Origin of the sequence: Actinophytocola algeriensis (assembly GCF_014203735.1) — a bacterium.
Taxonomy (GTDB): Bacteria; Actinomycetota; Actinomycetes; order Mycobacteriales; family Pseudonocardiaceae; genus Actinophytocola; species Actinophytocola algeriensis.
The window spans coordinates 702,662-715,750 of sequence record NZ_JACHJQ010000004.1 but is presented as its reverse complement, the minus strand read 5'-3'; the positions used below and the strand labels follow the sequence as shown (position 1 = coordinate 715,750).

Here is a 13,089-nt window from a genome sequence, read left to right as displayed (position 1 = left end):
CGAAGGACCGTGCGGGAGGGGCTTGCCCGGTGAGTGGCCGCCTAGGCATCGACGACGTTTCCCCGGTTATCAGCTGTGGCCGCTATCCATCGAAGGCGGTGGTCGGCGAGCACATCCCCGTGCACGCCACCGTGTGGCGGGAAGGCCACGACGCCGTGGCCGCCACCGTGGTGTGGCGAGGGCCACACGACAAGGGTGAACGCCTCACCCGCATGGCGGTGGACGACCCCAACGACGACACCTGGGTCGCGCACATCTGTCCCGACGCGACCGGCATGTGGACCTACCGCATCGACGCGTGGAGCGATCCGTGGGCGACGTGGCGCCACGCCGTCGAGGTGAAGGTCGGCGCCGCGCAGACCGCGGAGGAGCTGGCCAACGACCTCGAGAACGGCGCGCTGCTGCTCGACCGCGCCGCCCGCCGCTTCCCGCACAACGGCGAGCGCGCGATGCTCGTGTCCGCCGCGGCCGCGCTGCGCGACACCGACCGCCCGCTGCCCGGCCGCATCGCGGAGGCGCTGGCCGAGCCGATCCAGCGGTACATGCACGCCCACCCGCTGCGTGACCTCGTCACCCGCGGCCGCAAGTACCAGGTGTGGGTCGACCGCCCGAAGGCGCTGTACGGCTCCTGGTACGAGTTCTTCCCGCGCTCCACCGGCGGGCTCGACGAGTCCGGCAAGCCGGTGCACGGCACGTTCGACACCGCGATCAAGCAGCTGGACCGCGTGGCCCGCATGGGTTTCGACGTCGTGTACCTGCCGCCGATCCACCCCATCGGGGCCGTCAACCGCAAGGGCCCTAACAACAGCGTCATCTCCGTGCCGGAGGACGTCGGGTCGACGTGGGCCATCGGCTCCGCCGAGGGCGGCCACGACGCGATCCACCCCGAGCTGGGCACGATCGAGGACTTCGACCGGTTCGTGGCGCGGTGCAACGAGCTGGGCATGGAGGTCGCGCTCGACCTGGCGCTGCAGTGCGCGCCGGACCACCCGTGGGTCACCTCGCACCCGGAGTGGTTCACCACGCGGCCGGACGGGTCGATCGCGTACGCGGAGAACCCGCCGAAGAAGTACCAGGACATCTACCCGCTGAACTTCGACAACGACCCCGAGGGCATCTACGCGGAGGTGCTCCGCGTGGTCATGCACTGGGTCAACCACGGAGTGCGGATCTTCCGGGTGGACAACCCGCACACCAAGCCGCCGAACTTCTGGCACTGGCTGATCCACCAGGTCAAGGCGCTCGAACCGGACGTGCTGTTCCTGTCGGAGGCGTTCACGCGGCGCGCCCGGCTGTACGGTCTCGCGCGGCTCGGGTTCACCCAGTCCTACACCTACTTCACGTGGCGCACCTTCAAGTCCGAGCTGATCGAGTTCGGTCAGGAGATCGTGGCGCGGGCGGACGAGGGCAGGCCGAACCTGTTCGTGAACACGCCGGACATCCTGCACGCGTCGCTGCAGTACGGCGGCACGGCGATGTTCTCGATCCGCGCGGTGCTCGCGGCAACGTACTCGCCGAGCTGGGGCGTGTACTCCGGCTTCGAGCTGTTCGAGCACGAGGCCGTGCGCGAGGGGTCCGAGGAGTACCTGAACTCGGAGAAGTACGAGCTGCGGCCGCGTGACTTCGACCAGGCGCTGGCCGAGGGCCGGTCGCTGGAGCCGTGGCTGACGCGGCTCAACGCGATCCGCGCCGCGCACCCCGCGCTGCAGCAGCTGCGGACGCTGCACTTCCACGACACGCAGAACGACGCCCTGCTCGCGTACTCGAAGCGCGACCCGGCGACCGGTGACACCGTGATCGTGGTCGTGAACCTGGACCCCGAGCACCCGCAGGAGGGCATGGTCTACCTCGACCTGCCCGCCATCGGCCGCGACTGGTCGGACACCATCGTCGTCCACGACGAGGTCACCGGCTCGACGTTCGAGTGGAGCCAGGCGAACTACGTCCGTCTCGACCCGGTTCAGGCGGTTTCGCACATCTTGTCCGTGACGCGCTGAAACCCGGAAACCGGTAAATGGCAACACCTTTGACGGAAGTGGGGTAGGACGTACGGTCCGAAGCATGGCGTGACGTGCACAGGGGTCACGCCCCCTGCTGAGAGGTACCCGTATGTCCCCGAGAAGAACCGCCGTCCTGCTGGCGGCGTTCGCCATGTCCGCGTCCGCGTTCGCCGTGCTGCCCGCGGCCGCTGACGCCGGAGCGGCCGCGACCACTGCCCACTCCGACGTCAGCGGCGTCGAATGCGCGACCGACGAGGGCTCGGCCGCGCGCGTTCGCCCCGGCGAGCACAAGCACGAGCGCAACGAGATGTCCCACGCGGAGGTCGCCGCCGCCGAGAAGGAGATGACGGCCCGCCTGGCAAGCAGGCGCGGTATCGAGATCCAGGCCGTCACCACGGTCCCGGTCGTGTTCCACGTCGTCACCGCCTCCGGCGGCGCTGGCAACGTCACCAACACGCAGATCAACCAGCAGATCACCGAGATGAACCAGAACTTCGCGGGCGGCGAGTCATCGGCCGCGGCGAACACCGAGTTCCAGTTCACCCTCCAGGCGACCCGCCGGTGGACCAACACCAACTGGTTCAACAACGTCGACAGCCCGTCGGTCGAGGCCGCCATGAAGAGCGCCACCCGCGAGGGCGACGCGGGCGTGCTGAACATCTGGTCCACGAACACGAGCTACCTCGGCTTCGCGACCTTCCCGTCCTGGTACGCCGCGGACCCGGAGCTGGACGGCGTCGTGATCCAGTACGGCTCCGTGCCGGGCGGCAACATCGCCAACTTCAACCTCGGCAAGACCGCGTCGCACGAGACCGGCCACTGGCTGGGGCTGTACCACACCTTCCAGGGCGGCTGCAGCGCCAGCAACGACCAGGTCTCCGACACCCCGGCGCAGCGCACGTCGACCTCGGGCTGCCCGGCGGGCAAGGACACCTGCCCCGCGGCGGGCGTCGACCCGATCCACAACTACATGGACTACTCCTACGACAGCTGCTACAACCAGTTCACCCAGGGCCAGAAGACCCGCATGAAGAACCAGTGGGCGGCATACCGCGCATGACGTGACGACCAGCGCGGGCGCCGTCCCACTGTGAGACGCAGCGGGGACGGCGCCCGCGTCATGCACGATGCGGTCACAGGCGTGACCATGGAGAGAGGGGCAGCGGGCGACCTGGCACCATGATCCGCAACCCCCTACAAAGGCTGTTGCGGGGAATGCTGACCATGTAAAGGTGCGGGGATGACCGATACGCCGGACGCCGCTCCGGACACCACTCGTCCGGACGCCGGCCTGGGGCTCGAAGGAGTGCCACACACCGGGGAGGCCGTCACCGCCGACGGCCATCTCGTCGAGCCGAACGCCGACGACTTCCGGCACGCGAGATCCGCGCCGAAACAACCGGACTGGTACAAGACCGCGGTCTTCTACGAGGTACTGGTTCGCGCGTTCAACGACTTCACCAACGACGGCACCGGCGACCTGCGCGGTCTCGCCGACAAGCTGGACTACCTGCAGTGGCTGGGCGTCGACTGCCTCTGGCTGCCGCCGTTCTACGCCTCTCCGCTGCGCGACGGCGGCTACGACATCTCCGACTTCCGCGCGGTGCTGCCGGAGTTCGGCACCGTCGAGGACTTCGTGTACCTGCTCGACCAGGCGCACCGCAGGGGCCTGCGGGTGATCACGGACCTGGTGCTGAACCACACCTCCGACCAGCACCCGTGGTTCCAGGAGTCGCGGCAGAACCCGGACGGGCCGTACGGCGACTACTACGTCTGGTCCGACAACGACGAGGAGTACCCGGACGCCCGGATCATCTTCGTCGACACCGAGTCGTCGAACTGGACCTACGACCCCCTGCGCGGGCAGTTCTACTGGCACCGCTTCTTCTCCCACCAGCCCGACCTCAACTACGAGAACCCCGAGGTCGCGGACGCCATGATCGACGTCCTGCGGTTCTGGCTGGACATCGGCATCGACGGCTTCCGGCTCGACGCGGTCCCCTACCTCTTCGAGGAGGAGGGCACCAACTGCGAGAACCTGCCGCGTACGCACGAGTTCCTGAAGCGCTGCCGCAAGGTCGTCGACGACGAGTACCCCGGCCGGGTGCTGCTCGCGGAGGCCAACCAGTGGCCCGCGGACGTCGTCGCGTACTTCGGCGACCCGGACACCGGCGGCGACGAGTGCCACATGGCGTTCCACTTCCCGCTGATGCCGCGCATCTTCATGGCGGTCCGGCGGGAGTCGCGGTTCCCGATCTCGGAGATCCTCGCGCAGACCCCACCCATCCCGTCCGGCGCGCAGTGGGGCATCTTCCTGCGCAACCACGACGAGCTGACGCTCGAGATGGTCACGGACGAAGAGCGCGACTACATGTACTCCGAGTACGCCAAGGACCCCCGGATGAAGGCCAACATCGGCATCCGGCGGCGCCTCGCGCCCCTGCTTGACAACGACGACAACCAGATGGAGCTGTTCACGGCCATGCTGCTGTCGCTGCCGGGTTCGCCGGTGCTGTACTACGGCGACGAGATCGGCATGGGCGACAACATCTGGCTCGGCGACCGCGACGCGGTCCGCACGCCGATGCAGTGGTCCCCGGACCGCAACGCGGGCTTCTCGCGGGCCGACCCCGGCCGGATGTACCTGCCGGTGATCGCGGACCCGGTGTACGGCTTCCAGGCGGTGAACGTCGAGGCGCAGCTCAACAACACCTCGTCCCTGCTGCACTGGACGCGGCGGATGCTGCAGGTGCGCCGCGAGCACCCGGCGTTCGGGCTGGGCGAGTTCATGGAGCTGGGTTCGTCGAACCCGAGCGTGCTCGCCTACCTGCGGCACCTGCCCGCGGAGGCGGGCCACCACCACGAGGACCTGGTCATCTGCGTCAACAACCTGTCCCGCTTCCCGCAGCCGGTGGAGCTGAACCTGTCCGAGCACGCGGGCCGGGTGCCGGTGGAGCTGACCGGCGGGGTGCGTTTCCCGCCGATCGGCGACCTGCCGTACCTGCTGACGTTGCCAGGGCACGGCTTCTACTGGTTCCAGATCACCTCCGACACCGACGAAGGTGAGACACCGTGACGGTGCTCCGACCCACCGAACTGGCAGAGGACCTCGGCGAGGAGTTGTTACGGTGGCTGGTCGGCCAGCGCTTCTTCCGCACGAAGGGCCACGCGGTCACCTCGGCGCGAACGCTCAGGTCGTCCATCCTCATCGAGGGTGACCCGGCGCTGGTCCACGCGATGGTGTCGGTGGACGACGGCGCCCCGTACCAGCTGCTGTTCGGCGTGCGCGAGAACGTGCCGGACGTGCTGGCGCACGCGGTGATCGGCGAGCTGGACGGGCGGGCCGTGTACGACGCCCCGCAGGACCCGGAGCTGATGGGTGCGCTGCTGGACCTGTTGCTGGGACAGGAAGACGTGGCGGGTCTGCGGTTCGATGCCGACCCGTCGGTGGCGGCCGGGACCCGTCCGAGGCAGATCGGCGTCGAGCAGAGCAACACGTCACTGATCTACGGGAACGCGATCCTGAAGCTGTACCGGCAGCCGGAACAGGGCCGCAACCGGGACGTGGACCTGCACCGGGCCCTGGCGGGCAACCCGCACATCGCGGCCCCGCTCGGCGTGCTGACCGACCACCGTCCACAAGAGCCGGTGGTACTGGGCTTCATGCAACGCTTCCTGCCGGACGCGGTGGAGGGCTGGGCCACGGCGACGGCCAGCGTCCGCGACCTGCTGGCGGAAGGCGACCTGCACGCGGACGAGGTGGGCGGCGACTTCGCCGGCGAGTCCGGCAGGCTGGGCACGGCGGTGGCGGAAGTCCACAACGCACTGGCGGAAGCGACGGGCGTGCGCGAGGTCGGCCAGGAGGAACTGGCCGCGGAAGCGGACGCCATGCACGCGAGGCTCGACGTGGTGCTGTCCGAGGTGCCGTCACTGGCCTCGGAAGAACAGACGTTGCGGACGGCCTTCGACGCGGTCCGCACCCTGACCACCCCGGTGCGCATCCACCAGATCCACGGCGACCTGCACCTGGGACAGGTCCTGCGCACCACAGCAGGCTGGGTCCTGATCGACTTCGAGGGCGAACCAGGCGCCACGCCCCAGCAGCGAGCGGTCCCCCGCTCCCCGCTGCGCGACGTGGCGGGCATGCTGCGCTCGTTCGACTACGCGGCCTTCCACCTGCTCCCCGGCAACGACGACCCCCAGGACGACCGCCAGCGCCTGACCAGGGCGACGGAGTGGTCCGACCGCAACCGGACGGCCTTCTGCGAGGGCTACGCCGAGGTGGGCGACGACCCCCGCGAACACGCCGTGTTGCTGCGGGCCCTGGAACTGGACAAGGCGGTCTACGAGGTCCGCTACGAACACCACAACCGCCCCGACTGGGCGGCGATCCCACTGGCGGCGATCCAGCGCCGCACCTGACCGCCAGAACGCCCTGAAAGACGCTTTCGAGGCACTCACGCCTCAAAAGCGTCTTTCAGGGCATCAGGCACCGGCGCCGTCTAGCGTCCGCAGGGCCCCGTCGTTAGCCTGAATCAAAGGGCCGTCAACGCCGACGGCCAACACGCCGGAGATGCGGGGTGTCCACATGCGGGTCGCGGACTTGTTGCGTAGCAAGGGTTCCGAGGTGGCCACGGTGCCACCCAGGGTGTCGGTCAGCGGGCTGTTGGAAGACCTCGCCCGGCACAACATCGGTGCAATGGTCGTCGCGGACGAGACCGGCGGCGTCATCGGGATCGTGTCAGAACGGGATGTCGTGCGGCAGTTGCACGACCGGGGCGCGGAGCTCCTCACCGCCCCGGTCGAGGAGATCATGACCACCCAGGTGGTCACGTGCGGCCCGAACGAGGGCGTCGACAGCCTCGCCGCCATCATGACCGAGCGCCGGATCCGGCACATGCCGGTCCTCGAGGACGGCAGGCTGATCGGCATCGTCAGCATCGGTGACGTGGTGAAAAGCCGCATCCAGCAGCTCGAGTCGGACCGGGACCAGCTGGAGTCCTACATCGCGCGGGGTTGACCCGGCCGGTACCGCGCGCGACCTGTTGAGCAGCCTGGCCCGGGCAACGGCAGAATGAGGGGCGATGAACGCGAACCCGGGCACACCTCCCGCCGACGACCTGCGCCGGCTGCTCGCCGGCGCGCACCACGACCCGCACTCGGTGCTGGGCCTGCATTCCGACCACACGGGCACGACGGGTGCCACGGTCGCGCGTGCCTACCGTCCCGGCGCGAAGGCGGTGGCGGTGGTGGCGGACGGCGAGCGCACGCCGCTGGACGAAGTGGCCGACGGGTTCTTCGCCGGTGTGCTCGCGGACAACCCGGGCGCGTACAAGCTGGAGGTCGACTACGGCTCCACCGACCACCCGGTGCTCGTCGACGACCCGTACCGCTGGCTGCCGACGCTGGGCGAGCTGGACCTGCACCTGTTCGGTGAGGGCAGGCACGAGAAGCTGTGGGAGGTCCTCGGCGCGCACGTCCGCTCCTACGAGACCGCCGAGGGCATCGTCCAGGGCACGTCGTTCGCGGTGTGGGCGCCGAACGCGCGCGGGGTGCGGGTCTGCGGTGACTTCGACGGCTGGGACGGCCGCGCGAACCCGATGCGCTCGCTCGGCTCGTCCGGCGTCTGGGAGCTGTTCGTCCCCGGCCTGCCACCCGGCACCTGCTACAAGTTCCGCATCCTCGGCCCGGACGGCAACTGGCACGAGAAGGCCGACCCGATGGCGTTCTCGACGGAGGTGCCGCCCGCGACCGCGTCCCGCGTGACGCTGTCGGCGCACCTGTGGTCCGACGACGACTGGCTGGCGCGCCGCGACGCGACCGAGTGGGTGTCGGCGCCGATGAGCGCGTACGAGGTGCACCTCGGCTCGTGGCGGCCCGGCCTCGGCTACCGCGAGCTGGCGACCGAGCTCGTGGACTACGTGGCGGACAACGGTTTCACGCACGTCGAGCTGCTGCCGGTCGCTGAGCACCCGTTCGGCGGCTCGTGGGGTTACCAGGTCACGTCGTACTACGCGCCGACCTCGCGGTTCGGGTCGCCGGACGAGTTCCGGCACCTGGTGGACGCGCTCCACCAGCGCGGCATCGGCGTGATCATGGACTGGGTGCCCGCGCACTTCCCCCGGGACGCGTGGGCGCTGGCCCGGTTCGACGGCACCCCCCTGTACGAGCACGCCGACCCGCGCCGGGGCGAGCAGCCGGACTGGGGCACGTTCGTGTTCGACTTCGGCCGCTCCGAGGTCCGCAACTTCCTCGTCGCGAACGCGCTGTACTGGCTCGAGGAGTTCCACATCGACGGGCTGCGCGTGGACGCGGTCGCCTCGATGCTGTACCTCGACTACTCGCGGAAGGTTGGCGAGTGGCTGCCGAACGTCCACGGCGGTCGCGAGAACCTCGACGCCGTGCGGTTCCTGCAGGAGCTGAACGCGACCGTGTACAAGCACCACCCCGGCGCGGTCATGATCGCCGAGGAGTCGACGGCGTGGCCGGGTGTCACGCGGCCGACGCACCTCGGCGGCCTCGGCTTCGGTTTCAAGTGGAACATGGGCTGGATGCACGACACGCTCAGCTATGTCGGCCACGACCCCGTGCACCGCTCCTACCACCACAACGAGCTGACGTTCTCGCTCATGTACGCGTGGAGCGAGAACTTCGTGCTGCCGCTGTCGCACGACGAGGTGGTGCACGGCAAGGGGTCGCTGTGGACCCGCATGCCCGGTGACGACTGGAACAAGGCGGCGGGCCTGCGGGCGCTGCTCGCGTTCATGTGGGCGCACCCCGGCAAGCAGCTGCTGTTCATGGGCGGCGAGTTCGGCCAGCCCGCCGAGTGGTCCGAGAGCCGGTCGCTGGACTGGCACCTGCTGGACGAGCCGCTGCACGACGGCGTGCGCAAGCTGGTCGCCGACCTGAACCACACGTACAAGCAGCACCCGGCCCTGTACACGGCGGACCACCGCCCGGAGGGCTTCCAGTGGATCGACGCGAACGACTCCGCCAACAACGTGGCGAGCTTCCTGCGCATCGACCCGAACTCCGAGCAGGCGGTGCTCGCGTGCGTCGCGAACTTCGCCGGGCACCCGCAGCGGGACTACCGCATCGGCCTGCCGATGACCGGCCGGTGGCGTGAGGTGCTGAACACCGACGCCCAGGGCTACGGCGGCTCCGGCTGGGGCAACATGGGCGGCGAGGCGGCGGAAGCGCAGCCGTGGCACGGGCAGCCCGCGTCGGCGTTGCTGCAACTGCCGCCGCAGGGCGTGCTCTGGCTGGCCCCGGAGGTCTGAGCCGCTACCGCGAACTGCTCACCACCCCGGGGGTGAGCAGGCTGACGGCCGCCAACAACCTCGCGCGCCTGTCGGTCTCGATGCTGAGCCTGTCGCTGCTGGTCGCGGTCACACAGGTGCACGGCTACGCCGCGGCGGGCCTCCTGGTGCTGGTGTACGCGATCACGAACGCGGCGGCGGGCCCGGTCCGCGGCCGTCTCGCCGACCGGTTCCGGCCGAGGGTCGTGCTGCTGTCGTTGCTGGCCGTGCACGTGGTGGCGTTCGTGCTGCTCTGTGTCGCACTGGCGGCTCCCATGGCGGTACTCGTCGTGGCGTGCCTGCTGCTCGGCGCGAGCGTGCCGCCCACCGGCCCGGTGGTGCGGGGCCTGTGGCCGGTGCTGATCCCGAAGGAGCGCCTGGCCACGGCGTACGCGTTCGACGGCGCGCTCAACAACGCCACGTTCGTCGCGGGCCCGGTGCTGGCCGGGGTGCTGCTGCTGGTGCTGCCCGCCCAGGTCGCCGTTGCGGTGACCGGTGTGGTGAAGGTGACCGGCGACGCGCTGGTGGCGACGGCACCCGAGGTGCGGGACATGCCGGTGCACCAACGGCCGACGCACCTGCTGGGACCGCTGGTGCACGGGCGGATACGGCTGCTGCTGACGCTGATGGCGCTCGACACGTTCACCTACGGCTGCCTGGAGGTCGCGGCCGTCGCCGCGGCGTCCGGGCGCGGGTCGGCGGGGGTGCTGACGGGACTCCTCGCCCTCGGGTCGGTGGTCAGCGGGCTCGCGTACGGGGCGCGGACGTGGCCCGGCATCGCGGGGTCGCAGCTGGTGGTGCTGACCGGCGCGGGTGTGGTGGTGCTGGCGGCGGGCGCCGGGTCGAGCGGGATGGTGCTCGCCGGTGCGGTGTTCGCCGCGTACGGGTTGGTGAACGGTCCGGTGGAGACGGTGAAGCAGGTCCTCATCGGCGAGGGAAGCCAGGCGCACCAACGGGTCGAGGTGTTCTCGTGGGTGTTCAGCGTGATGTGGCTGGGTTTCGGCGTCGGCACGACGGTCGCGGGCCAGGTGTCGTCGTCCGGCGAGACCACCCCCGCCCTGGTGATCGCGACCGGCGCCCAACTGATCGCGGTGACCCTCACCGCCGCACGACTGCGCCACGCGAAGGTCGTGGCTCAGTAGCCTGACGTGTGCGCCGATATCGCGAGCTCCTCACGATCCCGGGGGTCGGCAGGCTGACGGCGTCCGTGCTGCTGTCCCGTGTCTCGACGTCCATGCTGAACCTGGCGCTGCTGGTCGCCACGACCCAGCGCTACGGCTACGCCGCCGCGGGCGTGATCCTCATGGTGTTCGCGCTGGCCACCGCGGTCGCCGGGCCCGTGCGCGGGCGGCTCGCCGACAAGCACGAACCCCGGCGGGTCCTGCTCGTCCTGCTCGCCGGGCACACGGTCGCGTGGGCCGGGCTGTTCGCCGGGCTGGTGGCAGGCGCGCCGCTCCTCGTGCTGTGCCTGGCCGCCGCCGCGCTCGGGATCTCCGTGCCGCCCGCGGGACCGGTGGTGCGCGGGCTGTGGCCGACGATCGTGCCGGAGGAGCAGCTGCCGACGGCCTACGCGTTCGACGCCGCCCTCAACACCTCGACGTTCCTCGCCGGGCCGATGATCGCGGGCGGCCTGCTGCTCCTCATGCCGGCACCGGCCGTGGTCGGTGTGACCGGCGGGATCAAGCTCCTCGGCGACCTGCTGGTGGCGATCGCCCCGGCGCTGCGCGGCAGGCGGGGCGGCCACCCGCCGGCACGCGGGTTCTTCGGGCCGCTCCGGCACGGGCGGGTGCGGCTGCTGCTCGGCATGATCGTGCTCGACACGTTCGCGTTCGGCTGCCTCGAGGTGGCGGCCGTGGCCGCCGCGTCCGGACAGGGCACCGCCGGGGTGTTCACCAGCGCGATGGCGCTCGGCGCGGTGGTCAGCGGCATCGGCTACGGCGCCCGCACCTGGCCGGGTCTGCCCAGGACGCAGCTGGTGGTGCTGCACGCGGGTGGCGCGGTGGTCCTCGTGGGCGCGGGCCTCGCCGGGGCGGTGCTGATCGTGCTGGTCGTGGTCGCGTACGTGGTGTACGGCCTGGTCAACGGGCCCGTCGAAACCCTGCAGCAGGTGCTGGTCGGCGACGCGACACCCGACGGCCAGCGGATCGAGGCGTTCGCGTGGGTGTTCAGCGTGATGTGGGCGGGCTTCGGCATCGGCACGACCGTCGCGGGGAGGCTGGTCGACGACGGCGAACCGGCAGGTGCCCTGTACGCGGCCGCGGCCGCCCAGGTGCTGGTGGTGCTGGTCGCGTTGGCCGGAATGCGCCGTCCTCACGACAGGGACACCTGACGCGCGGCACACTGGACGCGTGCGCCTGCGACCCGTTCTCGCCCTGATCGTGCCGATGCTGCTCGTGGTGACGGCGTGCACCACCACGGTGGCCGGCACCCCGACCAACGGCGACACGGTCGTGACGAAGGACCCCGACGGCCAGGGCGGCGTCGACCCCTCCTTCGTGAAGAACACCGATGGCGGCTCGATCGACCGGCTGGCCGCGACCGTCATCACGGACGTCAAGCAGTACTGGGAGGAGACGTTCCCCAGCGCGTTCGACGACCAGTGGGAGGACCTCGAGGGCGGCTACTACTCGGTCGACACCGCGGACGACGACGCGAAGGCGCCGCCGTGCGCGCGGCGCGCCTCCGACGTCGAGGGCAACGCCTTCTACTGCCCGACCGAGGACGTCATCGCGTGGGACCGGGCCGCACTGCTGCCCGTGCTGAAGGAGAAGTTCGGCGAGGCCGCCGTGATGTTCGTGCTGGCGCACGAGATGGGCCACGCCGTGCAGCGGCGGACCGGGCTGACGCTCGAGGAGCAGCGCGGCAACCCCGAGAAGTACCCGACGATCCTCATCGAGGCGCAGGCCGACTGCTACGCGGGCGCGTTCGTGCGCTGGGTCGCCGACGGCAACGCCGGGCACCTCAAGATCTCCAAGGACCGCCTGGACACCGCCATGGAAGCGCTCGTGATGTTCCGCGACCCGGTCGGCACCGAGCAGTCCGACCAGGACGCGCACGGCGACGCGTTCGACCGGGTGTCCGCCTTCCAGGACGGCTACGACAAGGGCGTCGACCTGTGCAAGGACATGAGCGTCGACAACCGGACGTTCACGCAGCGCGGCTTCCTGTCGGCCGACGACCAGGAACGCGGCGGCAACCTGGAGTTCGACTCGCTGCTGACGACCATCACGCCCAACCTGGACGCCTTCTACAAGGCCACGGTCACCGGGCTGGGCAAGGAGTGGGCGACGCCGTCGGTGAAGACGTCGGACGAGGCGCCGGAGTGCGTCGACGACGACCAGGGCCCCATCGCGTACTGCCCGGACTCCCGCGAGATCGACGTGGCGACCGGCGACGAGTTACCCGAGCTGCACACCGAGATCGGCGACTTCGCGACCGGCACGATCCTCGCGTCCCGGTTCAGCATGGCGACGCTCGCCGCGCTGGGGAAGCCGCTCGAGGGTGCGGAGGCGCAGCGGGCGGTGCTGTGCCTGACCGGCGCGTACACCGGCTCGCTGATCACCCCCCAGGACGGCTTCGCGCTGTCGCCCGGCGACCTGGACGAGGCGATCCAGGTGCTGCTGCGCTTCGACTACCCGGGCCGCGACATCGCGGGTGACGCGGTGCCGACGGGTTTCGACCGGGTGTCGCTGTTCCGCACCGGTGCGTTGCAGGGAGTCACCGCCTGCAAGGTGTGACGCCTGCCCGTTTTGTCCAGTGGCCGGTTCCCCGTACATGCCCCCGATCGGCCC

9 protein-coding genes are annotated in these 13,089 nt (G+C 70.3%); all 9 read left to right on the top strand.

Annotated features, from left to right (window positions below):
• The first annotated feature begins 29 nt into the window (after positions 1–29).
• Positions 30–1,997 carry an alpha-1,4-glucan--maltose-1-phosphate maltosyltransferase gene (locus tag FHR82_RS21305; RefSeq protein WP_184812205.1) on the top strand — a complete coding sequence of 656 codons (1,968 nt, stop codon included), beginning with the start codon at positions 30–32 and terminating at the stop codon, positions 1,995–1,997.
• Between the two features lie 112 nt (positions 1,998–2,109).
• Positions 2,110–3,060, top strand: a complete 951-nt coding sequence (locus FHR82_RS21300) for a zinc metalloprotease (protein ID WP_184812204.1) — start codon at positions 2,110–2,112, stop codon at positions 3,058–3,060.
• A gap of 180 nt (positions 3,061–3,240) precedes the next feature.
• Positions 3,241–5,076, top strand: coding sequence for a maltose alpha-D-glucosyltransferase (gene treS / locus FHR82_RS21295; protein ID WP_184812203.1), 1,836 nt, complete (start codon positions 3,241–3,243; stop codon positions 5,074–5,076).
• Positions 5,073–6,422, top strand: coding sequence for a maltokinase N-terminal cap-like domain-containing protein (locus FHR82_RS21290; RefSeq protein ID WP_311771198.1), 1,350 nt, complete (start codon positions 5,073–5,075; stop codon positions 6,420–6,422). The genes treS and FHR82_RS21290 overlap by 4 nt, the downstream gene beginning before the upstream one ends.
• Before the next feature lie 166 nt (positions 6,423–6,588).
• A complete protein-coding gene (locus FHR82_RS21285) occupies positions 6,589–7,020 on the top strand; it encodes a CBS domain-containing protein (protein WP_184812202.1) in 432 nt (143 codons plus the stop codon).
• Between the two features lie 64 nt (positions 7,021–7,084).
• The gene (glgB, locus tag FHR82_RS21280; protein ID WP_184812201.1) at positions 7,085–9,280 is read left to right on the top strand and encodes a 1,4-alpha-glucan branching protein GlgB; all 2,196 of its coding nucleotides are present in this window, start codon (positions 7,085–7,087) and stop codon (positions 9,278–9,280) included.
• A 32-nt stretch (positions 9,281–9,312) separates the two neighbouring features.
• A complete protein-coding gene (locus tag FHR82_RS21275) occupies positions 9,313–10,440 on the top strand; it encodes an MFS transporter (protein ID WP_184812200.1) in 1,128 nt (375 codons plus the stop codon).
• Positions 10,441–10,448: 8 nt separating this feature from the next.
• The gene (locus FHR82_RS21270; protein WP_184812199.1) at positions 10,449–11,627 is read left to right on the top strand and encodes an MFS transporter; all 1,179 of its coding nucleotides are present in this window, start codon (positions 10,449–10,451) and stop codon (positions 11,625–11,627) included.
• A 19-nt stretch (positions 11,628–11,646) separates the two neighbouring features.
• Positions 11,647–13,035: a neutral zinc metallopeptidase gene (locus tag FHR82_RS21265; protein ID WP_311771197.1), complete on the top strand. Its 1,389-nt coding sequence runs from the start codon at positions 11,647–11,649 to the stop codon at positions 13,033–13,035.
• Positions 13,036–13,089 lie beyond the last annotated feature (54 nt).